This is a genomic window from Saccharopolyspora spinosa NRRL 18395, from assembly GCF_000194155.1.
GTDB lineage: Bacteria > Actinomycetota > Actinomycetes > Mycobacteriales > Pseudonocardiaceae > Saccharopolyspora > Saccharopolyspora spinosa.
In genome coordinates this window covers 1,894,324-1,915,272 of record NZ_GL877878.1, presented here as the reverse complement: position 1 = coordinate 1,915,272, position 20,949 = coordinate 1,894,324, and the positions used below count along the sequence as shown (strand labels likewise).

Below are 20,949 nucleotides of genomic sequence, written 5' to 3'. Positions count from 1 at the left end.
GACAGGGGGAGTGATGGGACTTCTCAGTACCCTCGACAACGCGGGTTCCCGGGTCTTCGGCTGGGAGAGCGCCGCTGAAGAGGACCGGAAGAAGCATGGCGAAGAGGCCAGCCGGGTCGCCCAGCAGCAGCAAGCGCAGCTGGCGCAGCAGAACTCCGGCCTCAACGTCGCGAGTTACGACTCGCCGGCTATCACGCAGTGCCTCAACTGGTCTGGCTTCAGCCACGGGCAGATCTACAAGACCAACCAGGAGTCGATCGACCAGGGCAAGGTCGGTGAGGTCGCCGAGGCGTGGAAGAAGCTGGCCACGGGACTGCGCGAGCGCGGGAACAACTACGCCACGGACCTCGCCAAGATCGTCGACGGGGGCTGGGAAGGCGAGGCCGCGAGCAACGCTCGTGAGGTCGGCAAGCCCGCTTCCGACTGGATGAAGGCCAGCGCCGACGCCTTCGAGATGACCGGGAACAACCTGCACGCCGCAGGTGAGGCCGCTGGGCAGGCCAGCAAGATGGTCGAGAAGCCGAAGGGCTTCAGCTGGGGTGAGGCCGCTTCCGCTTCGATTCCGTTCGGTATCGCCGGCGGTGGCATCAACGCGCTCAGCCAGATGGAGGAGCAGGAGCAGGCGGAGAAGGCCGCGCAGGAGACGATGGCGCGCGTCTACAGCCCCACGCTCACCCAGGTCGACGCGAAGATGCCGCAGTACAAGGGGCCGGACGGCAACACCAAGGAGCCGCCGCCGGTGCCGCCGCCGCCCCCCACGGAATGGGGCGGTGGAGGTCCCGGCAATCCCGGTGGTGGACCCGGCGGCGGGATGCCGGGCGGCGGGACCGGGAAGCTTCCCGGCGGTGGCATCGGTACCGGTATTCCCGGCGGTGACATTCCCGGCGGCGGGCGCCCCGTCGGTGCATACGACCCCAATAATGTCGGTAGCGGTATCCCCGGTGGCGGCTACACCACGCCTTCCGGAACCGGTAGCCAGTGGGCCGATCGGCCCGGGTTCCCCGGCGGTGGCGGAACCGGGCTCCCCGGTGGTGGTATGCCGGGTGGTGGCGGTGCGGGCGGCGGTGTCGGTGCCGGGATGGTCGGCGGCATGGCTGGCGGGCTGGGTGCCGGGGCCGGTGCCGGTGGCATGGGCGCTGGTGGCCGCGCGGGTGTCGGCGGACTCGGTTCCGGGGCTGGTGCCGGTGCGGGCGCGGCAGGTGCCCGGGGCGCTGGTGCCGGGCGCGGCGCGATGGGCGGCATGGGTGGTGCCGGCCAGCGCGGCAAGGGCGGCGAGGACGAGGAGCACGAGCGCCCGTCCTGGCTCGAAGAGCAGGACGACATCTGGATGAACGACATGCCCAGGACCGCCCCGCCGGTTCTGGGGGAGTGATCCCAACGATGGCCGGTGGTGCTGGCCGTTTGCCGCGCCACCGGTCATCTGCGCGTGCAGCGGGCGAATTAAAAAGGGGAGAAGCGCAGTGAGTGTGTTGGGGCGGTGGCAGCTTCAGCCGGTGCACTTGGACATCGTGCTCAAGTACCTGCGGATCGACGGTTTGACCTTGCCGCTGAGCAGTCGGTCGGTCGGGTATACCGCGGACCAGTTCAGCCGGATCGCGGTGGCGGAGCTGGAGCGGATGACCTCCTCGGGCGTCGTGATCAACGACGAGGTGGCGCCGCCGCTCGTCGCCGCGCTGAAGACGCTGGCTACCCCGTACCTGTGGGTCGATTCGCTGTGGTTCCCGCAGATCGGCACCGACCACTGCTGGCGGGCGCTCGCGGTGTTCACCGAGGGTAACCGGGTCGTGCTCGGCGTGCAGACCCCCAGCGAGGACCCGCAGCGCGGCGGCATGCTGACCGTCGAGGTGCACGAGAACGTCCCGCTGCCGCAGGTGCTGCTGGCGACGCTGCCGCCCTCCAAGCCGGGCAGTCGCGGGCCGGTGCGCGTCCCGCAGAGTTCGCTTGTGCAGGCGCCGCCGGAGGACTTCGACCAGATGAGCGTGATGCAGTCCGCCACCCCGACGCGCGGCAGCAGCGGGGATCTGCAGGTGAAGCTCTACGAGGAGATCGGGCAGTCCCCGCACCAGCGCATCGGCCAGATCGCGGCGAACGTGCGCGACCAGTACGGCCGCCGGAAGCGTTCGCAGATGGTGTCGTGGTTCGACAACCCCGAGCCCGACGGCCGCTATCTGAACCGGGTCGAGCGAGGCAGCAGCGGTGAGCAGGTCTTCGCGCTGCTGCCGGCCGATGCTCGCACGATCGGGGCTGAGATCGATTCAATGATCGCCCAGGTCCGCTGACCGCGCTGGCAGGCCTCGCGAGGAAGCTCCGCCTGATCAGGACCCCGTGAGCACTTCTGGATGTCGCAGAAGTGCTCGCGGTCGTCCAGGGCCGGTGCCCACGCGCAGTCAGCACGAATCGACGAAGAGTGGCGAAGGGGGCACACACGGCTTGACAGTCCGCACGTAGGCTGCATGGCATGGTCGAACCCCAGCTGCATCGCGTTACCTTGCCCAATGGGCTGCGCGTGGTGTTGGCACCGGACTCGGCAGCGGGCCGAGCATCGTCAGGGCAGGCTCCTGTGGTCGGTGTCAGCGTGCACTACGACGTGGGCTTCCGCTCGGAACCGGAGGGGCGCACCGGTTTCGCGCACCTCTTCGAGCATTTGATGTTCCAAGGCAGCGAGAGCCTGGAGAAACTCGCGCACTTCCGGCACGTGCAGGGCTCCGGAGGCACGTTCAACGGTTCGACGCACCAGGACTACACCGACTACTACCAGGTGCTGCCGTCGGCGGCGCTGGAGCGGGCGTTGTTCCTCGAAGCGGACCGGATGCGGGCGCCAAAGATCACCGAGGAGAACCTGCGCAACCAGGTGGACGTGGTGAAGGAGGAGATCCGCCTCAACGTCCTCAACCGCCCCTACGGCGGGTTCCCGTGGATCCTGCTGCCGCCGGTGCTCTACTCGACCTTCGCCAACGCGCACAACGGCTACGGCGACTTCACCGACCTGGAACAGGCGACCGTCGACGACTGCGCCGCGTTCTTCGACACCTTCTACGCGCCGGGCAACGCGGTGCTGACCATCGTCGGTGACATCGAGGTCGAGCAGACCATCGACCTGGTCAACAAGCATTTCGGTGACGTGCCGACGCGCAACGTCGCGCCGCGGCCGTCCTTCGCCGAGCCGTTCCCCGCCGGCGAGCTGCGCGGCAAGCACACCGACCCGCACGCGCCGCTGCCCGCCGTCGCGCTGGGCCACCGCCTGCCCGACCCGGTTTCCGAACTCGATGCCTACCTGGCGAACGTGGTTCTCGCGGCGATCTTGTCCGACGGCGACGCCTCCCGCCTGCAGCAGCGCCTGGTCTACCAGGACGCGCTCGTGGTGGACGTGCACGCTGGCTGCGGCCTGATGGGTGCCCCGCTGGACGCCCGCGACCCGGACACGTTCACCCTCACCGCCATCCACACCCCGGAGGTCGAGCTCGACCGGGTCGTCGGCGCGATCGACGAGGAGCTGGAGAAGCTGGCCACCGATGGCCCGAGCGCGGACGAGTTGTCCCGCGTCACGGCACGCTGGGCCGCGAGCCTGTACCGGGAGCACGACCGGGTGGTCACCCGGACCCTCGACCTGGGCAGCGCCGAACTACTGCACGGTCGCGCCGAGCTGATCTCCGAGCTGCCGAGGCTGATCGGCGAGGTCAGCGCGGAAAGCGTCGCGTCGGCGGCGAAGGCGCTGCGGCCCGATGCGCGCGCGGTGCTGGAGATCGAACCCGCAGGCGACGAGAACGCGACAGGAGGTGCGGCATGACCCGCGCAACGCACCGGAGTGCCGAGGAAATCGGCCGCACCGAGCTTGGCCCGCGGCCGCTGCCGCCGCTCGGCGAGCCCCGCATCGGCCGCGCACCGGCCGCCGTGGACACCGTGCTGGACAACGGGCTGCGGGTGATCGCCGTCCGGCACGGCGTGGTCCCGATGGTCGAGTTGCGGCTGCGGATCCCGTTCGCCGGTGAGGACCAGAAGCACCCGGCCCGTGCTGAGCTGCTGGCCGAGGCGTTGTTGACGGGCACCGAGCGCCGCAACCGCGTGCAGGTGGACACGGACCTGGCCGCGGTGGGCGGCGACCTGCACGCGACCGTCGATCCGGAGCGGCTCAGCGTCACCGGCGACGCGCTGGCAACCGGCTTGGACACCCTGCTCGACGTGCTCGCGGACGCGCTGACCGGCGCGGTGTACCGCGATGCGGAGGTCGAGGGGGAGCGCACCCGGCTGGTCGAGCGGATCACCGTCGCGCGCTCGCAGCCGCGGGTGATCGCGCGGGAGGAGCTGCAGCGGCACCGCTACGGCGACCACCCGTTCGTCCGCGAGGTGCCGCAGGCCGAGGACGTCGCCGGGGTCAGCGCCGAGGAGGTCCGCACGCTGCACCGCGAAGCCGTGCTGCCGCGGGGCTCGGTGCTGGTGCTGGTCGGCGACATCGACCCGGACCAGGCGGTGGCTGCCGTCGAGCGCAACCTCGCGGGCTGGCAGTCCGAGGACACCGCGCGCGAACTCCCGTCGCTGCCGGCGGTTCGCGGCGGCGACGTCCGGCTGGTGCACCGGCCCGGCGCGGTGCAGTCGCAGCTGCGGTTCTCCGCCCAGGCGTTGTCGCGCACCGACCCGCAGTACCCGGCTCTGCAGATCGCGAACCTGGTCTTCGGCGGCTACTTCTCCTCACGGCTGGTGGAGAACATCCGCGAAGACAAGGGCTACACCTACGGCGCGCACTCGTCGTTCGAGTTCACCCGGGGCAACGGCACGGTCCTCGTCGACGCCGACACCGCCAGCGAGGTAACCGCGGCCGCGCTGCTGGAGACCCGGTACGAGCTGGCTAGGTTGGCGCTGGTGCCACCGACCGAATCGGAGGTCGAGTCGGCCCGGCAGTACGCCATCGGGAGCCTGCTCACCTCGACCGCTTCGCAGTCCGGGATGGCGTCCACGCTCGTCGCGCTGGCCGCGGCGGGCCTGGGGCAGGACTGGCTGCTCGCGCACCCCGAGCGGTTGCGGGCGATCACGGTCGAGCAGGTGGGCGAGGCTGCGCGGCGGTTCACCCCGACCGCGTTCACCGGTGTTGTCGTCGGTGATGCGGACAAGCTCGCCGACCAGCTTCGACTGCTCGGGGGTGTGGCGTTGCCATGACGTGCGTGGACGGTGAGGCGGGCAAATGATTTCCGACGTGGTCGCCGGGGCGGGTTTCCAGCTGGACGCCGCGCCCCTGCTGTCCAGGTCCACTGTGGATCGCAGGGAGACGTTGCGGGACACCCCGGACGGCGGGGCGGAGCTGTGGTCGGCCGGTCGGGTCGTCCTGGTGGACGCCCGGGGACGCACCCAGATCGGCCCGGATTCGCGGCTGGTGGTGCACCCCGCGCGCGAATTCGGCGAACGTCCGGCCCCGAATGCGGTCCTGCTCGGCGCTGAGGGCGAGATCAGCTACTGGGCGTTGCGCAGCGAGCACGACGGCGCCCAGGACGACTGGCGGGACCTGCGCACCGGCGGTGGTCTGCTCAACGACACCGACGCCGGGCTGTTCACCACCGCGGTCGGCCTCCTCGGCTGGCACGACAGCGCCCGCTACTGCGCGGTGTGCGGGGCGGCGACCACGCGGGTCCGCGCCGGTTGGGCGCGGCGTTGCACCGGTTGCGACCGCGAGGAGTACCCGCGCACCGATCCGGCCGTGATCTGCCTGGTGCACGACGGCGCGGACCACGTGCTGCTGGCCCGCCAGCCGGTCTGGCCGCCGGAGCGGTACTCGGTGCTGGCCGGGTTCGTCGAGGCCGGCGAGTCGCTGGAAGCCTGCGTCTCGCGCGAGATCGCGGAGGAGGTGGGCGTCGCGGTCGCGGACGTCCGTTACCTCGGCAGCCAGCCGTGGCCGTTCCCGCGGTCGCTGATGCTGGGCTTCGCCGCGATCGCGGACCGGTCCGCGCCGCTTACGCCGGCCGACGGCGAGATCGAGGACGCCCGCTGGGTGCACCGCGACACGGTTCGAGCGGCCCTGAAGTCGGAGGGCGGACCGGTCGACGGCCTGCGGCTCCCGCCCGGGGTGTCTATCGCCTACCGCATGATCAAGGGCTGGGCCACCTGGAACGACTGACGCGGAAGGGCTGTTCGGGGCGTGTCCCCGGCCAGCCCTCCGACGGCGTCCGGGTTCGGCGGTGAAGATTCCCGCCCCGGTTTCGGGCTCCCGCAGCCCGGTGCCGGTACGTGCGAACTTCCGCCGAGTGCCTCCGCTCAGGAGCGCATTCCGGCGCGGATTTGCGTGCGAATCGTTCTGCGGGGATTTCCGACACGCGATGTCGGGTGCTGGGGTGTGGCCTCGAACGGGGGAGGCGGTCTGCGAAGATGCCGGGCATGACCGAGCAGCCGCGACTTCTGGAAGGGTTGGATCCGGAGCAGCGGCAGGCGGTCATCGCACCACGCGGCCCCGTGTGCGTGCTGGCGGGTGCGGGCACCGGCAAGACCCGCACGATCACCCATCGCATCGCCTTCCTCGTGCAGCGCGGGCTCGTCGCCCCGAACCAGGTGCTCGCGGTGACCTTCACGGCCCGGGCGGCGGGGGAGATGCGCACCCGGTTGCGTGCGCTCGGCGCGGCGGGGGTGCAGGCGCAGACCTTCCACGCGGCGGCCTTCCGGCAGTTGCGCTACTTCTGGCCGCGGGTGCACGAGACCCAGATGTGGCAACTGACGGACAACAAGTTCCGGCTGGTCATGCAGGCCGCGAACAAGCTCGGCCTGTCCACCGAGCGGGAGGACGTCCGCGATTTGGCCGGCGAGATCGAATGGGCCAAGTCGTCGCTGGTCGGCCCCGAGCAGTACCCGGCCGTCGCGGCCGCCGCCGGGCGGGACGTGCCGGTGCTGCCGGAGCAGCTCAGCAAGGCGTTCGCGGCCTACGAGCAGCTGAAGAACCGGGCGCAGGTGTTGGACTTCGATGACCTGCTGCTGCACGTCGCGGCGATCCTGGAGGACCAGCCGGAGATCGCGGAGGAGTTCCGCAGCCGGTACCGGTCGTTCGTCGTGGACGAGTACCAGGACGTCAACCCGCTGCAGCAGAGGGTGCTCGACTCCTGGGTGGGCAACCGCGACGACCTCACGGTGGTGGGCGACGCGAACCAGACGATCTACTCGTTCGCGGGTGCCTCGCCGAAGTGGTTGATCGGCTTCCCGCGCAAGTACCCGGAAGCGACTGTGGTGCGTCTGGAGCGGGACTACCGGTCCACGCCGCAGGTGGTGGGCCTGGCCAACCAGGTCATCGGAGCCGCGCGGGAGCGGCCGGCCGGCACGCGGCTGAAGCTGGTCGGGCAGCGCCCGGACGGGCCGCGCCCGGATTTCGCCGAGTACGACGACGAGACCGACGAGGCCGAGGCGATCGCCCGCAAGATCGCGCAGCTGGCCAAGCGGGGTGTTGCGCTGTCGGAGATCGCCGTGCTGTTCCGGGTCAACGCGCAGTCGGAGGTCTATGAGAAGGCGCTCTCCGACGCCGAGATCCCCTACCAGGTGCGTGGTGGTGCGCGGTTCTTCGCACGCGCGGAGGTGCGGCAGGCCGTGGTCACGCTGCGCGCCGCAGTCGCGCACGGCGCCGAGGAGGAGGACTTGCCTGCGACGGTCCGCTCGGTGCTGCGTGAGGTCGGGCTGACCCACGAGCCGCCTGCCGGTGGTGCCGCGCGCGAGCGGTGGGAGTCGTTGATCGCGCTGGTGGAGCTCGCGGAGGAGCTCGCCGCGACGGTGCCCGACGCGGGCCTGTCCCGCTACGTCGCGGAGCTGGACGCGCGAGCCGAGTCCCAGCACCCGCCAACCGTCGAAGGCGTCACACTCGCCTCGCTGCACGCCGCCAAGGGCCTCGAGTGGGACGCGGTTTTCCTGGTGGGGCTGGTCGAAGGCACGTTGCCCATCCAGCACGCCGACACCGACGCAGGCGTCGAGGAGGAACGCCGCCTGCTCTACGTCGGGGTCACCCGCGCCCGCGAGCACCTTTACCTGTCGTGGGCGCTGGCGCGCGCGGGTGGGCGTCGTTACCGGCGACGCAGCCGCTTCCTGTACAGCCTGGTGCCGGACGAGCACCCGGCGGCGCTGCCCAACAAGGTAAAGCAGCGCGAGCTGCTGTCGCGACCGGCGAAGTCCGCGAAGCCGCGTTGCCGCGTTTGCAACGCCACGCTGGCGGGCACGATGGACATCAAGCTCGGCCGCTGCGCCGACTGTCCGTCCGATGTGGACGAGGACCTGCTGTCGCAGCTGAAGGCGTGGCGCAGCGAACGCGCCCGGCAGTTGAAGGTCCCCGCCTACGTGGTGTTCACCGACGCGACGCTGACCGCGATCGCCGAGCAGCGGCCGTTGGATGAGACCGCACTGGTGGGCATCTCCGGGATTGGCGCGTCGAAGTTGCAGAAGTTCGGCTCCGACGTGCTCGCGCTGATCCAGGGTGAGCGCCGCGACACGCCCTGAAATGCCTGGTGACGCAGGTTTTTCAGACGATCGAGCGGATTCTTCGAAAAATACGTTGCGACCGGCACGGCTGTGCCAATAACCTGCAAGAGCGCGAGCCGTGGTTGGAAGAAACCGCGGCCTGAACCCCGAAGGGAGGTGGCCTGGTGTCCACGATTCTGATGTCGAGCACCCCGAGCCACCTCATGGCCGGGGCAATCGCGCTGTTCCGCGTTACTTTCGCGCCGTTCCCAGCTGTTGCCGAACACGATGCCGGCTATGGCCGAAAGCTCAACCCGCGTTGGTTCCGCGCGCTGCCGCTGACCGTGGTCGACCCACGGCGGTCCGTTCTTTGGCGATTCCTTGATCCACTGATCTAGGAATCTCCCAGGCTTCTCGAAGGCCGCGGACCCCGCATCGGGTCCGCGGCCTTCTTGTTGTTCCTGGTTTTCCGCCATCCACAACCACAAACTGCTGCCGACCGACTACAGGAGGAAGTTTTATGTTGACCGCGAGTGTGCCGATATCAAGCGCGGGCGAGGGCTTGCTGCCGGACGGGGACACCGTGGCCGGCCTCTTCGACGGCTCCGCGACGTTGCTGGACAGCCGCCTGCCCTGCCGTCAGGACCCGGACCTGTGGTTCGCCGAAAACCCGCGGGAGCTGGACCAGGCCAAGTCGCTGTGCGCCGACTGCCCGATCAAGACCGAATGCCTGGCCGGTGCGCTGTCGCGCGGTGAGCCCTGGGGGGTCTGGGGCGGCGAGATCTTCGAGCGAGGCGCGGTGGTCGCCCGCAAGCGCCCCCGTGGCCGTCCCCGCAAGCACCCGCTGCCGACCGAGGCACCGGCCGCCGCAGCGGCCGAGCGACGGCGTCAGGAGCGGGCGGCATGACCTACGACCGAATTCCCGAACCCATCACCGACACCCGGATGAAGGACGAGGTACGAATGTTGATGCCCGAGGACTTGTCCCGGATACGAATGAACGAACTGATGGACGAAGCGCACCGACATCGGTTGGCGCGGCAGATATCCGCCGGCCGCTGGTGGCGTTGGCTCGCCGATTACGCCGGTCGGCGCGCGGAACACGCGGCCCGATGTTCTTGAGCCCGCCGAGGCCGAGATCGGCTCGGCGGGCGAAGTCAGTCGCGCGCCGCTGAACCATCCCGCACCGAAAAGGATTTCCAGTCGTCGTCTCATTCGGACGGTTCCCGGCCGGGCACACCGGTCGGGAACCCCGCGGTCGTGGCGGCGGCTGGGAATCAGCTCCGCCGAACGAACCTCGATGCGCGCTCGACGGTTCGCGCACCTTGAAAACTCCAAGCACCTGCCGGGGCATTGGCCGTATCGTGATGCCCCGTGGCCGGACATTCGCACGACAACATCGACTGGGACGAGCACCTGCAGCGACTCCGCGACGGTGACGAGCTGAACGCGCCGGAGATCGCCGAACTCGTCGCCCAGCTGCTGCGCCCGACCGATCGCACCGTGATCGAGGTCGGTGCCGGGGCGGGCGGGACGGCGGCGGCGTTCGCGGCGGCGCTGGCGGACGCGGGTGGCGTGCTGACCGTCGTGGACGCGGCATCGCAGCTGCTCGCGGCGGCCGGTGACCGCGTCAAGCGGGTTTCCGACCGGGTGGAGGTCCACGCCGTTCAGGCGGACGCCGCGGAGGACTCGCTGGTCGAAGCCCTCGAACGGGCCGGGGCTCCGGTCAAGGCCGACCTGGTCTTCGCGGCGTTCGTCGTGCACCACCTGCCCGACCAGCTGGCCGGGCTGCGCCGCCTGACGAAGCTGGTGCGCCCGGGCGGGCGGCTGGCGGTCGTCGAGTTCGGGCTCGAAACGAGGGTGCTGCCGCCGGACGTCGGCCTCAGCGAGCCGGGTCTGGAGGCCCGGTTGATCGCCGCCCGCGAGGACTGGTTCCGGCAGATGCGGGCGGAGATGACCGGCTCGGTCCGGCTGCCGATGGGGTGGGGGAAGGCCCTGTCCAAGGCCGGCCTGGCCGAGGTGCGGTCGTGGAGCTACCTCGTGGACCGTCCGGCTCCGGTCTCCGGAACCGGACGCCAGGCGGTGCTGCGCCGGTTGCAGTTCCTCCGCCGGGACGCCGAGAACCGCGTCGGACCAGCGGATCTGGCCGCGCTCGACCAGCTGCTCGACGAGTCGGGCGAGCACTACGCCGGGAACCGCGACGACGTGTACTACCTCGCGGCCAACACGGTCCACCTCGGCACCCGACCTGAGGACTGACGCCGACCAGGGAACGCAATTTCCCTTCGGAAGATCCAGCGCCGGGGTCAGTCGCTGAAGCCCGGCTGCCAACTGGCGATGATGTCGCGGGCCCCGACCTCCGCGTCGAGCTGGCACAGGATTCCGGTCGCACCGAGCGTGACCCGGTGGATCAGCAGGTAGTCCGGCGGCAGGTTCAGCGAGCGCCCGGTCCGGAAGTCCGGGCTGCGCAGGTCGCCGACCCGCTCCGCCTGGCGCTGCAACCAGCGCCGGGTGAAGTGGAACGTCGGCGTCCGGGCCGGGTCCACAAACGGTGCCAGGTAGGCCAGCACGTCCTCGGCCTGGATCTCCCGGTCGCCCTGCACGAACCGCTCCGCGCGCAGCAGATCCAGCAGCTCCGCGGGCCTGTCCTCCAGCGCGAGCCGGATCATACGGCCGAACGTCGGGGGCAGGCCGTCGGGCAGCCGGGAGACCGCGCCGAAGTCGATCACGCCGAGCTTGCCGTCCGGCAGCAGCATGAAGTTGCCGGGATGCGGGTCGGCGTGTAGCAGGCCCACCCGGGCTGGTGCGGAGTAGTGGAACTCGGCGAGCAGCCGGCCCGCCGCATCGCGTTCCGCGCGATCGCCGTCGGCGATGATCCGCGCGTACGGCTTGCCCGTCACCCACTCCGTGACGACCACCTTCGGGGCGCTGGCGACCACGGCCGGCACCCGGACGTCGTCATCGCCGTGGAACACCTTGGCGAACGCCCGCTGGTTGTCGGCCTCGGTGCGGTAGTCGAGTTCCTCGACCATGCGGTCCTGCAGCTCCGCCAGCAGCGGCTTGACCTCGGCGCCGGGCGCTAACGACTGGAAGAGCCGGGAGAAGCGCATCAGCTGGCGCAGATCGGAGCGCAACGCCTCGTCCGCGCCGGGGTACTGCACCTTGACGGCGACCTCGCGTCCGTCGTGCCAGGTCGCGCGGTGCACCTGCCCGATGCTCGCGGCCGCGGCCGGGGTGTCGTCGAACTCGGCGAAGCGCTTCCGCCACGCGCGCCCGAGCTGCTCGTCAAGCACCCGGTGCACGCTGCTGGCGGGCATCGGCGGGGCCGCCGACTGCAGCTTGGTCAGCGCCTCGCGGTACGGGCCGGCCATCTCGTCCGGCACGGCCGCCTCGAACACGCTCAGGGCCTGGCCGAACTTCATCGCGCCACCCTTGAGCTGGCCCAGGACCGCGAATAACTGCTCAGCGGTCTTCGCCGACACCTCGGCGCTGATCTCCGCGGGGTTCTGCCCGGTGAGCCGTTTCCCCCAACCAGCGGCCAGGCGGCCTGCGACACCGAGCGGCAGACTGGCGAGTTTCGCGGTGCGGTGTGTTGCCCGGCGGGGGATGTCGGCCACGAATTCTCCTTTGGTGCGCGCAGGAAAACCCTCTCGACGTCCGAAGACTCATTCGAACTCGAGAAGCCCAGTCACATGCTAGATGATTGATTCCGTGAAGATCATGTGAAGTGGGGCCGGGATGTGGACATGGGAGGAGGGCGTCCAAGATCAATGTGTGAGCAATGACCTAGACACCCTCCTGACCGCACTGTACGTGCTGGTCGACGACCATGTGGCGCCAGCCCGTACCGGCCGTGGTCGCCGACCCGAACTGACCGACAGCGAACTCGTGTGCCTGGCGGTGGCCCAGGTACTGCTGGGTTACCACAGCGAACGCCGCTGGATTCGGCATATCCACAGCACTCCGCAGTGGCGGGCGATGTTCCGCTTCCTGCCGAAACAGTCCGGCTATCACAAACGGCTCAAATCTGCGGAACCGTTGCTGTGCAAAACCATTCTCATACTGGCCTCGTGCTGCCCGTCCTGGTTCGACGATCTGTGGATCACCGATGCCACCCCCGTGCCCTGCGGCATGTCCCGGGAAACCGTCAAACGGTCCGATCTGGCCGGGCACGCCGGCTACGGCTACTGCGCCTCCCACTCCCGGTTCTACTGGGGCCTCAAGCTCTACCTCGTCTGCACCGGCGACGGCATGCCGATCATGTGGTGCCTGGCCCACCCCAAAATCGGCGAACGCCAGGTCCTCGCCGCGCTGCTCGACCACAACCACCCACTCATCCGAGACGGCCAAGTCCTCTTGGCAGACAAGGGATTCTCCGGCAAATCCTTCAAGGAACTCACCGAGGAAAAGGCTGTGCGTCTGCTGCGCCCGGACCGCAAGGACGAGACCTATCGCAACGGCAACCTCGGTGGCGTACGCCAGTGGATCGAGTCAGTCAACCAGACCCTCAAAGGCCAACTCGGCCTCGAACATCACGGAGGCCGCACCCCAGCCGGCGTATTCACCCGCGTCGCCCAACGCCTGCTCGCCATGGCAGCCGGCATCTGGCACAACTGGACCACCGGCGTGACCAGCAAACGATCACTCATTGCCTACGACCACTAACACCAACTTCACGGAATCAATCATCTAGAGGTTCCCTGCGGCGCCTTGGGCCGTGATCGACGCGTTGGATGCCATGTTTGCGCCACCGGGCGCAGTCGTGTGCCGAACAAGGGGGAGCGAGTCGGCACTTCGAGCCTTGGAACCGTCGATTCGCGCTGAATACGCGTATACTCCCCCGACGCCCCGGCGCATAGCCGGTGCGCGTCGAACGCTGGGGCGAAGCGCGTCGGGTGGTACGGGCGGGTGGGCGGCCCTGCGGCGGCCCACCCGTGCCCGGTTACGCCTTACCGAGGATGCGGGTCATCTTGGTGCCGCAGACCGGGCAGGTGCCCTTGGCCATCCGGCGACCGTTGGTCTCCGAGACCTCACCGGAAAAGTCGCGCTTCTCCCGGCACTTCACGCAGTAGCCGTTGTACGTCTCGGCCACGGCTCCCCTCCTTCATCTCGTGATCCAGCGTCGTCGCTGGGTCGTCTGCGGCCCTCGTCCGGGCGGCTGGAGGAACGCTACATGTGGATCATTCGACATGCATGCAATAAGAGCATCGCATGTTCGACTTAACGGAGTAATCCCTCGGGGGATTGCGATGCGTAGGAGCTGAGGATCGGCTCACAGGGGGAACCGTTTGTCGGGACCACTCGCTAAGGTCCACTCCCGTGGCTGAACCCCAGGTCGAGGTGCGCCGCAGCAAGCGCCGCCGACAGACGGTGAGCGCATATCGCGACGGCGACAAGATCGTGGTGCTGCTTCCGGCGCGGATGAGCCGCGAGGAGGAAAAGCGCTGGGTGGCGGACATGCTCAGCCGCCTGCAGCGCAGTGAGACGCGTCGGCGCTCGCCCGCGCGGGAATCCGACGAGGCGCTGGTCGAGCGGTGCGGCGAGCTGTCCGCGAAGTACCTCGACGGCCGGGCGCAACCGCGCGGTGTCCGGTGGGTGCCACCGATGCGCACGAGGTGGGCTTCCTGCACGCCCAGCGAGGCCACCATTCGGGTGAGTCAGCGCCTCCGAGATGTACCCGGATGGGTGCTCGATTACGTGCTCGTGCATGAGCTGGCGCACCTGCTGGTGCCCGGCCACGGCGCCGACTTCTGGAAGTGGGTGCGCCGGTACCCGAGGACCGAACGGGCCATCGGGTACCTCGAAGGCCTCTCGGCGGCCGCCCAGCTCGGCATCGGCCTGGACGACGACGCGGAAGAAGCCGAAGCGCCGGCGGGCTGCTGAGAGCCCGCGCGGCTTCGGCACGTCACGCGGCTTTACCGCGGGTGATCAGCCAGTTTTCTCTTTCGCCACACACACAACTCGCACTGCCGCGGGGTAAGCTCAGCGGTCGTTATCGCGAGAACGGCTCAGCGCCGCGTGGGACATGCACTCGGGGCTCCCCGGAGACCGAGAAGGCTTCTGAGGCAGCACTGGTCAATCTGTGCAGGCAAAAGGACACCTCCGGACTTCCGGAGGTGTCCATCCGCTCGCAGGGCGCCGAGGCTCAGCTCCCGTCGCGCTTCGACGAGTCGTCGCCCTCGTCGTCGGACTTCGCCGCCTCGTCCGCCTCGGCGCGGCGGATCGCGGCGATCGGGTCGTCCAGGTCTGCCGAACCCGCGCCCCAGCGGTCGGCGAAGTCCAGCGGCTCGTCCAGGTCCGAGCTGTCCGGCAGCAGGTCGGGGTGGTCCCAGACCCGGTCCCGGCTGTCGACGCCGTGCCGCTCCGTCATCAGCCGCCACACGTTCGCGGCGTCCCGCATCCGGCGGGGTCGCAGTTCCAGGCCGATGAGCGTGGCGAAGGTCTGCTCCGCCGGTCCGCCGCTGGCCCGCCGCCGCCGGACCGTCTCGCCCAGCGCGCCCGCACCCGGCAGCCGCTCCCCGACGGCGTCCGCGACGACCACGTCGACCCAGCCCTCGACCAGCGCCAGCAACGTCTCCAGCCGGTTCAACGCGGCCTGCTGCTCGGGGGTGGTCTTCGGCTCGAGGACACCGGAGCCCATCAGCTCCTCCATCGAGCTCGGATTGGCCGGATCGATCTTCCCGGCCAGGTCCTCCAGCGCCGAGGTGTCGATGTGGATGCCGCGGGCGTACTCCTCCAAGGTCGCCAGCAGCCGCTGGCCGAGCCACGGGACGTGGCTGAACAGGCGGTGGTGCGCGGCCTCGCGGGCGGCAAGGAACACGGTCGCCTCGCTGATCGGCCGGTCCAGGCCCTCGATGAAGCGCTCGATGTTGGCGGGCAGCAGGGCGGCGGTACCGGCCGGGCCCAGCGGCAGGCCGACATCGGTGGACGTCAGCACCTCGCCGCCGAGTTGGGCCAAGCCGTTGCCCAGCTGCGAACCGAAGGTCATTCCGCCCATCTGCCCGAACATCGACAGCAGCGGGCCAGCGGCCTGCTTCGCCTCCTCGGGCAGCGCCTCCAGCCAGGCGCTGGACATCCGCTGCGCGACCGGGTCGCACAGCCGCTGCCAAGTGGGCAGGGTCTTCTCCACCCAGTCCACCGACGACCAGGTCTGCACCGAGCGGACTCCGGCGGGCAGCGAGGTGGTGGCGTCCAGCCACAGCTCGGCTAGCCGGACCGCGTCCTCGATCGCCTTCACCTGGTCCTGGCTGGGGCGCTCGGTGCGCTGGTTGTTGTGCAGTTGCTGCACCGCGAGCTGCTTGGCGAGCTCGTAGTTCACCGGGCCGGAACCACCGCTGCCGGAGTGGCTGAGCGCCTGGCCGAGTTGGGTCAACATCTGGCCGAGCTGGCCGATGTCAAAGTTCGGCATGCCGCCCGGACCGGGCATGCCGCCGAAACCGAAACCGGGGATGTCCCCGGGGTTTCCGGCGCCGCCCTCAGAGCGGCCTTGCGACGAGTCGCCCTTGTCAGGGTCGTCGGGGTCCTGCGAGCCGAACCCGAACGGCAAGTTGGTCATAGTTCCACCGTACGCGGCTTGCGCTGCCCCACAGAAGGCGTCCGAAGCTCGCTCGACGCGAACACCTAAAAGGTTCACGGGTGACCTGCTGGCGCGATGCGGCGTGCGGGGTGGAAGAACGACCTGTCGGCTCTGACCCCCGGAGGCCGTGGCCGGTCTTCGCTTGCCAGGGCCTGCGGGCCGTGAGGTCTGAACACGCCGTGGAGGCGAACACGTACGCTGTCACCTCGTGAACCGCCGCACGTGGACGCTGCTGACAAGCGTCGTACTGGTAGTCGTCTTCGGCTTGCTCGGCGCGTTCGTGCGGGTGCCCTACGTGGCGCTCGGGCCGGGGCCGACCTACGACACCCTCGGGCTCGACGGGAACGTTCCGGTCATCAGCATCGACGGTCAGCAGACCTTCCCGACCGGCGGCCACCTGAACATGACGACGGTGTCGGTGACCGATCAGCTGTCCTTGTTCGGCGCGCTGGGGCTGTGGGTGAGCGGCCGGTACGCGCTGGCGCCGCGCGAGCTGTACTTCCCGCCGGACAAGAGCGAGCAGCAGATCGAGCAGGAGAACACCAAGGCGTTCAACGACTCGCAGACCACGGCCGAGACCGCAGCCCTGCGCTACCTCGGTTACCCGACGAAGGTGCTGGTCGGCGAGATCGTCAAGGGCAGCCCGGCGGACGGCGTGCTGGAACCCGGCGATCACCTGCTGACGGCCAACGGCAAGCCGGTGACCGCCCCGGCGGCGCTGCGGGCGGCGCTCGTCGGCACCAAGCCCGGTGACCGGGCGGAGATCCGGTTCCGGCACGCGGACCAGCCCGAACAGGTCGCGGACGTGCAGCTGGGCGCGAACTCGGGCGACGACCCGCAGGGCTTCCTGGGGGTCGCCGCGATCGAGCGGCCGGACGTCAACTTCGACATCAAGATCAGCCTGGCGGACGTGGGCGGCCCGTCGGCGGGGCTGATGTTCAGCCTGGCGATCATCGACAAGCTGACCCCGGGCGAGCTCAACGGCGGCAAGTTCGTCGCTGGCACCGGGGAGATCAGCCCGACCGGTCAGGTCGGGGCGATCGGCGGCATCCCGTTCAAGATGGTCAAGGCCCGCGAAGCGGGCGCGACGACCTTCCTAGTGCCGGCGGACAACTGCGCCGAGGCCAAGTCGCAGGCCCCGGAGGGGATGCAGCTCGCCAAGGTCGCCACCCTCGACGACGCGACCAAGGCCCTCGATGCGGTGCGCAACGGGCAGGTCCCAGCCAGCTGCTGACCGGTTTCAACGGGGATCAAGCGCGCTGGCCCCCGTTGAAACCGGAAGAGTCACTCCGCGAATGTGGCGTGGAGGGCTGTGAGCAGGTTCGGGGCGAGCGACGGGTCCTGGATGACCTCACCGCCGGATTCCGCGCCGGGCGCGCGCAGGCGCATCACGCACGCTTCACCGCCATCCCGCAGCACCGCCGCGACCAGTCGCGCTTCGTGGCGCTCCGGGTGCTCCGCGGCGAGCTGCCGAGCCTCCTCGGCGTCGCCGGGCAGTTCCGCTTCCGCTTCCGGCGGAAGCACCACGATCTCCTGCACGAGCGCGCAGCCGGACACCTGCTCCGGCCACTCGATGCGGCCCAGGGCCTCGGCGAGGTCGTCGGCGGGCAGCGCCTCCTGCGCGATCGGGGTCAGCGGAGCGTTCGGGTCGAGCTGGTCGGCCAGCCCGGGTTCGGCGGCCAGCAGGCGGCCGGTGGACACGAGGGCGAACACCTGGGCGGGCTGGTCCCAGCCCGCGGCGTCGACGAACTCCTCGATCTCGCGGGCGGCCGACGTCAGCGCCGCGGCCAGGTCTTCGGGGGTCTCCGGTGGCATGCCGACATGGTCGCACCGCCGGGATCGGCGCCTGCCGTCGGTCGAACCGATGACCTGCGAAAGATGTCCGCTTAATCCAGTTCGCGAAGCCGCTTCCAGGAACTTTTCGACGGGGTCGTAGAGTTGAACATCACGAGGGCGACCGTCCGCCGGTATCGCCCAAGGAGCCTGCTGATCGTCACCAGGAGCGTGCGTTGCCTGCTGATTAGGAATGCCGAAACTGTCCCGGCGTAGCCGGATCCTGCTGATACTGGGCGGCATCGTGCTGGTCGCCCTGATCGCCGGATCGCGATTCGTGGACTGGCTGTGGTTCGGTGAGGTCGGCTACCGGCAGGTCTTCACCACCCAACTGGCGTCCCGCGCCGGGCTGGGGGTGGCCGCGGCCGTCTTCCTCGGCGGCGTGCTGGCCCTGAACCTCTGGCTGGCCTTCCGCAACCGGCCGGTGTTCGTGCCGGTCAGCGGCCCGGACGACCCGCTGGCCCGGTACCGCACCGTCGCCACCGAGCGCTCCCGCCTCTTCGGGCTCGGGGTGCCGATCGTGGTGGGCGTTATCGGCGGTCTCGCCGCGCAGGCCGACTGGCAGACCTTGCAGCTGTTCCTCAACAGCGTGCCGTTCGGGCAGGTCGATCCCGAGTTCGGCAAAGACGTCAGCTTCTACACCTTCGAGCTGCCGTTCTGGCGGTTCCTGCTGTCGTGGGGGTTCATCGCGGTCACCGTGTCCTTCATCGGCGCGCTGATCACGCACTACATCTTCGGCGGCATCCGGCTGGCCGGCCGCTCCGGGCAGCTGTCCATGCCCGCGCGCGTCCAGCTGGCCGTGCTGGCGGGCCTGTTCGTGCTGCTCAAGGCGGTCGACTACTTCCTGGACCGCTACGACCTGCTGCTGTCCTCGCGCAACCCGCTGTTCACCGGTGCCAGCTACACCGACCTGAACGCGGTGATGCCCGCGAAGCTGATCCTGATGTGTATCGCGGTGTTCTGCGCCATCGCGTTCTTCGCCGTGATCTTCCTGAAGAACCTGCAGATCCCGGCGCTGGCCACGGTGCTGCTGGTGCTCTCCAGCGTGGTGGTCGGCGCGGTCTGGCCGGCGCTGATGGAGCAGTTCTCGGTGCGCCCCAACGCGAACCAGCGAGAGGCGCAGTCGATCGAGCGCAACCTGGCGGCGACGAAGGCGGCGTTCAACATCGGCGAGGCCAACGTCCAGTTCGTCGACTACCCGGGCCGGACCCAGCTGCAGCCCAGCGATGTGGCCGCGGACAAGGGCACGATCCCGAACATCCGGTTGCTCGACCCGAACGTGCTGGCCCCGACGTTCACCCAGCTGACCCAGCAGTACAACTTCTACGGGTTCACCGACAAGCTGGACGTCGACCGGTACCGGGACGCCAACAGCAACCTGCGGGACTACCTCGTCGCGCTGCGCGAGATCAACACCGACGGCCTGGCCGTGAATCAGCAGAACTGGATCAACCGGCACACCGTCTACACGCACGGCAACGGCTTCGTCGCCGCGCCGGCCGACCGGGTCGACTCGACGTTCAAGGAGGGCGCCACCCAGGGTGGCTACCCGGTCTTCCAGATCAGCGACGTGGCCAACAACGGCCAGGGCGCGATCCCGGTCAAGCAGCCGCGGGTGTACTACGGCGAGCTGGTGGGGCGCAACGACTACGCGATCGTCGGCGGCAACGCCGGTGAGGCGCCGCGCGAGTACGACACCGACCAGCAGCAGTACACCTACACGGGCGCGGGTGGCGTACCGGTCGGCAACCTGTTCCAGCGCATGGTGTTCGCCGCCAACTACGGCGAGCGGAACTTCCTGTTCAGCGGGGCGATCGGGGACAACTCCAAGATCATCTACGAGCGGAACCCACGGGACCGGGTGCAGAAGGTCGCGCCGTGGCTCAAGCTCGACGGTGACCCGTACCCGGCCGTGGTCGACGGCAAGATCAAGTGGCACGACGCTGAACAACTACCCGTACTCGGAGCTGACCGAGCTCGGTGAGGCCACCAACGACACCCTCACCGGTGTCGAGCGGCAGCCCAACCAGCAGATCAACTACATCCGCAACTCGGTGAAGGCGACCGTCGACGCCTACGACGGCACCGTCGACCTCTACTCGGTCGACGACAAGGACCCGGTCCTCAAGGCATGGGAAGGCGTCTTCCCAGGGGTGGTCAAGCCGCAGAGCGCGATCAGCCCCGAGCTGCGCGACCACTTCCGGTACCCGGAGGACATCTTCAAGGTGCAGCGCGCGCTGCTCACCCAGTACCACGTCGACAACCCGGGCGACTTCTTCTCCAACCAGACCTTCTGGCAGGTGCCGTCCGACCCGACCGGCCGCGGTAGCACCGCCGCGACCGCGGGGCAGCAGCCCCCGTACTACGTGCTCGCGCAGGTTTCGGGCCAGGACCGGCCCGAGTTCCAGCTGACCAGCGCGCTCACCGCGCTGCGCCGCGAAAACCTGGCGGCCTGGGTCTCGGCGTCCTCCGAGCCCAACAACTACGGCAAGCTCACGGTGCTGCGACTGCCGACCAACAACTCGACACCGGGCCCGAACCAGGTCCAGAACCAGATGGAGTCGACGCCTGCGGTCACCGAGAACCGGACGCTGTTCAACAACCCGAACGTGACCGCGATCTTCGGCAACCTGCTGACCCTCCCGGTCGCGGGCGGTCTGCTCTACGTCGAACCGATCTACATCCAGCGCAACGAGCAGAACTCCTACCCGCAGCTGGCGCGGGTGCTGGTGTCCTTCGGCGGCAAGGTCGGCTTCTCCGAGACCCTGGCCGGAGCGCTGGAGCAGGTGTTCGGCTCCGGGGCGGGACAGGCCACCAACCCGGGCCAGAACGGCCAGCAGCCGCCACCGACGCAGAACCAGCAGCCGCTGGCGCCCGGCAGCACCCCCCAGCTGTCCCAGGCGGTGACGGACATCCGGGCGGCCCTGGAGCATGTCCGGGCGGCCCAGCAGTCCGGCAACTTCGCCGACCTCGGCGCGGCCTACCAGCAGCTCGACGACGCGGTGAAGCGCTTCGAGCAGGCGCAGGGCACCGGCGGCTGACTGACGCCGACGACCGGGGCGGGGACCGTGCAGGCGGTCCCCGCCCCGTTGTTTTTCCGGGGGCCGATCGAGCGCAAATGTCGTGCGTCA

17 protein-coding genes and 1 pseudogene are annotated in these 20,949 nt (G+C 69.5%); 14 read left to right on the top strand and 4 right to left on the bottom strand.

The window, feature by feature from the left end; genetic code table 11:
- The first annotated feature begins 13 nt into the window (after nucleotides 1-13).
- The 10 genes from SSPN_RS0109645 (at nucleotide 14) to SSPN_RS0109600 (ending at nucleotide 10,668) form a co-directional block, all read left to right on the top strand.
- Nucleotides 14-1,372 carry a PPE domain-containing protein gene (locus tag SSPN_RS0109645; RefSeq protein WP_010693962.1) on the top strand — a complete coding sequence of 453 codons (1,359 nt, stop codon included), beginning with the start codon at nucleotides 14-16 and terminating at the stop codon, nucleotides 1,370-1,372.
- A gap of 88 nt (nucleotides 1,373-1,460) precedes the next feature.
- Nucleotides 1,461-2,279, top strand: a complete 819-nt coding sequence (locus SSPN_RS0109640) for an ESX secretion-associated protein EspG (RefSeq protein ID WP_029535150.1) — start codon at nucleotides 1,461-1,463, stop codon at nucleotides 2,277-2,279.
- A 179-nt stretch (nucleotides 2,280-2,458) separates the two neighbouring features.
- On the top strand, nucleotides 2,459-3,787 hold the full coding sequence (locus tag SSPN_RS0109635) for a M16 family metallopeptidase (RefSeq protein WP_029535149.1): 1,329 nt from the start codon (nucleotides 2,459-2,461) through the stop codon (nucleotides 3,785-3,787).
- Entirely contained in the window at nucleotides 3,784-5,151 is a 1,368-nt protein-coding gene (locus tag SSPN_RS0109630; protein ID WP_010693958.1) for a M16 family metallopeptidase, read from the top strand. The genes SSPN_RS0109635 and SSPN_RS0109630 overlap by 4 nt, the downstream gene beginning before the upstream one ends.
- A 25-nt stretch (nucleotides 5,152-5,176) precedes the next feature.
- A complete protein-coding gene (gene nudC / locus SSPN_RS0109625; RefSeq protein ID WP_010693956.1) occupies nucleotides 5,177-6,103 on the top strand; it encodes an NAD(+) diphosphatase in 927 nt (308 codons plus the stop codon).
- Nucleotides 6,104-6,360: 257 nt separating this feature from the next.
- Nucleotides 6,361-8,448 (top strand): ATP-dependent DNA helicase UvrD2, encoded by a 2,088-nt coding sequence (locus SSPN_RS0109620; RefSeq protein WP_010693954.1) that lies wholly within the window; start codon nucleotides 6,361-6,363, stop codon nucleotides 8,446-8,448.
- Nucleotides 8,449-8,594: 146 nt separating this feature from the next.
- Nucleotides 8,595-8,807 carry a hypothetical protein gene (locus tag SSPN_RS0109615; protein ID WP_029535148.1) on the top strand — a complete coding sequence of 71 codons (213 nt, stop codon included), beginning with the start codon at nucleotides 8,595-8,597 and terminating at the stop codon, nucleotides 8,805-8,807.
- 122 nt (nucleotides 8,808-8,929) lie between these two features.
- On the top strand, nucleotides 8,930-9,316 hold the full coding sequence (locus tag SSPN_RS0109610) for a WhiB family transcriptional regulator (RefSeq protein WP_010693950.1): 387 nt from the start codon (nucleotides 8,930-8,932) through the stop codon (nucleotides 9,314-9,316).
- The gene (locus SSPN_RS0109605) at nucleotides 9,313-9,531 is read left to right on the top strand and encodes a hypothetical protein (RefSeq protein ID WP_010693948.1); all 219 of its coding nucleotides are present in this window, start codon (nucleotides 9,313-9,315) and stop codon (nucleotides 9,529-9,531) included. The genes SSPN_RS0109610 and SSPN_RS0109605 overlap by 4 nt, the downstream gene beginning before the upstream one ends.
- 252 nt (nucleotides 9,532-9,783) lie before the next feature.
- On the top strand, nucleotides 9,784-10,668 hold the full coding sequence (locus SSPN_RS0109600) for a class I SAM-dependent methyltransferase (RefSeq protein ID WP_010693947.1): 885 nt from the start codon (nucleotides 9,784-9,786) through the stop codon (nucleotides 10,666-10,668).
- Nucleotides 10,669-10,715: 47 nt separating this feature from the next.
- On the opposite strand, the gene SSPN_RS0109595 is transcribed toward SSPN_RS0109600, so the two are convergent.
- Entirely contained in the window at nucleotides 10,716-12,026 is a 1,311-nt protein-coding gene (locus tag SSPN_RS0109595; RefSeq protein WP_010693946.1) for an ABC1 kinase family protein, read from the bottom strand.
- Nucleotides 12,027-12,183: 157 nt separating this feature from the next.
- Between SSPN_RS0109595 and SSPN_RS0109590 the strand changes: the two genes are divergently transcribed.
- Nucleotides 12,184-13,074, top strand: coding sequence for an IS982 family transposase (locus tag SSPN_RS0109590; RefSeq protein ID WP_010311571.1), 891 nt, complete (start codon nucleotides 12,184-12,186; stop codon nucleotides 13,072-13,074).
- A 277-nt stretch (nucleotides 13,075-13,351) separates the two neighbouring features.
- On the opposite strand, the gene SSPN_RS57615 is transcribed toward SSPN_RS0109590, so the two are convergent.
- Nucleotides 13,352-13,501 carry a DUF5679 domain-containing protein gene (locus tag SSPN_RS57615; protein ID WP_010693945.1) on the bottom strand — a complete coding sequence of 50 codons (150 nt, stop codon included), beginning with the start codon at nucleotides 13,499-13,501 and terminating at the stop codon, nucleotides 13,352-13,354.
- Between the two features lie 227 nt (nucleotides 13,502-13,728).
- On the opposite strand from SSPN_RS57615, the gene SSPN_RS0109580 reads away from it, so the two are divergent.
- The gene (locus tag SSPN_RS0109580) at nucleotides 13,729-14,292 is read left to right on the top strand and encodes a M48 metallopeptidase family protein (protein ID WP_010693944.1); all 564 of its coding nucleotides are present in this window, start codon (nucleotides 13,729-13,731) and stop codon (nucleotides 14,290-14,292) included.
- Between the two features lie 262 nt (nucleotides 14,293-14,554).
- Here the strand turns inward: SSPN_RS0109580 and SSPN_RS43240 are convergent, their stop codons facing one another.
- Entirely contained in the window at nucleotides 14,555-15,964 is a 1,410-nt protein-coding gene (locus SSPN_RS43240; RefSeq protein WP_010693943.1) for a zinc-dependent metalloprotease, read from the bottom strand.
- A gap of 229 nt (nucleotides 15,965-16,193) precedes the next feature.
- On the opposite strand from SSPN_RS43240, the gene SSPN_RS0109570 reads away from it, so the two are divergent.
- The gene (locus tag SSPN_RS0109570) at nucleotides 16,194-17,219 is read left to right on the top strand and encodes a YlbL family protein (RefSeq protein WP_010693942.1); all 1,026 of its coding nucleotides are present in this window, start codon (nucleotides 16,194-16,196) and stop codon (nucleotides 17,217-17,219) included.
- 50 nt (nucleotides 17,220-17,269) lie between these two features.
- Here SSPN_RS0109570 and SSPN_RS0109565 read toward each other — a convergent pair whose 3' ends face one another.
- On the bottom strand, nucleotides 17,270-17,800 hold the full coding sequence (locus SSPN_RS0109565) for a PPA1309 family protein (protein ID WP_010693941.1): 531 nt from the start codon (nucleotides 17,798-17,800) through the stop codon (nucleotides 17,270-17,272).
- A 211-nt stretch (nucleotides 17,801-18,011) separates the two neighbouring features.
- Between SSPN_RS0109565 and SSPN_RS43235 the strand changes: the two are divergent.
- Nucleotides 18,012-20,859 (top strand): annotated as a pseudogene (locus SSPN_RS43235) (UPF0182 family protein).
- Nucleotides 20,860-20,949: the final 90 nt, after the last annotated feature.

Excerpts from the sequence above, each read along its gene's own strand:
- SSPN_RS0109645 (WP_010693962.1), top strand. The coding sequence starts at position 14 with ATGGGACTTCTCAGTACCCTCGACAACGCGGGTTCCCGGGTCTTCGGC.
- SSPN_RS0109635 (WP_029535149.1), top strand. The coding sequence starts at position 2,459 with ATGGTCGAACCCCAGCTGCATCGCGTTACCTTGCCCAATGGGCTGCGC.
- SSPN_RS0109630 (WP_010693958.1), top strand. The coding sequence starts at position 3,784 with ATGACCCGCGCAACGCACCGGAGTGCCGAGGAAATCGGCCGCACCGAG.
- nudC (WP_010693956.1), top strand. The coding sequence starts at position 5,177 with ATGATTTCCGACGTGGTCGCCGGGGCGGGTTTCCAGCTGGACGCCGCG.
- SSPN_RS0109620 (WP_010693954.1), top strand. The coding sequence starts at position 6,361 with ATGACCGAGCAGCCGCGACTTCTGGAAGGGTTGGATCCGGAGCAGCGG.
- SSPN_RS0109610 (WP_010693950.1), top strand. The coding sequence starts at position 8,930 with ATGTTGACCGCGAGTGTGCCGATATCAAGCGCGGGCGAGGGCTTGCTG.
- SSPN_RS0109605 (WP_010693948.1), top strand. The coding sequence starts at position 9,313 with ATGACCTACGACCGAATTCCCGAACCCATCACCGACACCCGGATGAAG.
- SSPN_RS43240 (WP_010693943.1), bottom strand. The coding sequence starts at position 15,964 with ATGACCAACTTGCCGTTCGGGTTCGGCTCGCAGGACCCCGACGACCCT.
- SSPN_RS0109565 (WP_010693941.1), bottom strand. The coding sequence starts at position 17,800 with ATGCCACCGGAGACCCCCGAAGACCTGGCCGCGGCGCTGACGTCGGCC.